Annotated in this window: 3 protein-coding genes; 2 read left to right on the forward strand and 1 reads right to left on the reverse strand. The window is 55.6% G+C overall.

Annotated features, from left to right (window positions below):
* Positions 1-47: 47 nt before the first annotated feature.
* Positions 48-239, forward strand: coding sequence for a holin (locus tag D1841_RS17985; RefSeq protein WP_160645003.1), 192 nt, complete (start codon positions 48-50; stop codon positions 237-239).
* On the opposite strand, the gene D1841_RS17990 is transcribed toward D1841_RS17985, so the two are convergent.
* A complete protein-coding gene (locus D1841_RS17990) occupies positions 195-413 on the reverse strand; it encodes a hypothetical protein (protein ID WP_161880216.1) in 219 nt (72 codons plus the stop codon). The genes D1841_RS17985 and D1841_RS17990 overlap by 45 nt on opposite strands.
* A gap of 41 nt (positions 414-454) precedes the next feature.
* Between D1841_RS17990 and D1841_RS17995 the strand changes: the two genes are divergently transcribed.
* A partial coding sequence (locus D1841_RS17995) for a replication initiator protein A (RefSeq protein ID WP_347564053.1) occupies positions 455-671 on the forward strand: 217 nt, incomplete at its 3' end.

Consider the following 671-nt stretch of genomic DNA (forward strand, 5'->3'; position numbering starts at 1 on the left):
ACCGGCTGAAAAAACACGATTTTTTATAATCAAAGGAGGAAGCTGTTATGACAAAAAAATGGTGGAAAGCGGCGGGGATTCGGGCCGTTAAGACTGTAGCACAGGCGGCAGTGGCGGCCATCGGCACCACCGCCATGCTCTCAGAGGTGGACTGGCTGGTGGTGGGCAGCACAGCCCTGCTCTCCGGAGTGCTGTCACTCCTGACCAGCATTGCGGGCCTGCCGGAAGTGGAGGGGTGAGTATGGCATTACCTGCACGTCATAGCTGTTTAACTGCTCCTCTTGGGCCGTTGAAACGCGGCAGTAAGCCGCCACCCGGAGCTGTCGATGTGCCTGCTTGATTTCTTCAGCGATATCGATTTTTGCAGGAATTTTCCGCACCACTTTCTTCGGCATTTCCATTGCCTGGTGCATTTTCATCATCCTTTCCGACCATCTAGTACAGCTTCTGCCGCATCCCGAAAATCCTGCTTACCGACCGCCGCTACAAGGGTGTATCTCTGGAAGCAAAAGTTTTGTACGGCCTGCTGCTTGACCGCATGGGGCTGTCTGCCCGCAACGGCTGGCTGGATGATAACGGGCGCGTGTTCCTCTGCTTCACCCAGGAGGAAGTCATGACCATGCTGGACTGCGGCAAGGACAAGGCGACGAAGCTGTTCCGCGAATTGGAGG

The sequence above is a fragment of the Neglectibacter sp. X4 genome, from assembly GCF_009917365.1.
In the GTDB taxonomy this organism is placed as follows: Bacteria; Bacillota; Clostridia; order Oscillospirales; family Acutalibacteraceae; genus Acutalibacter.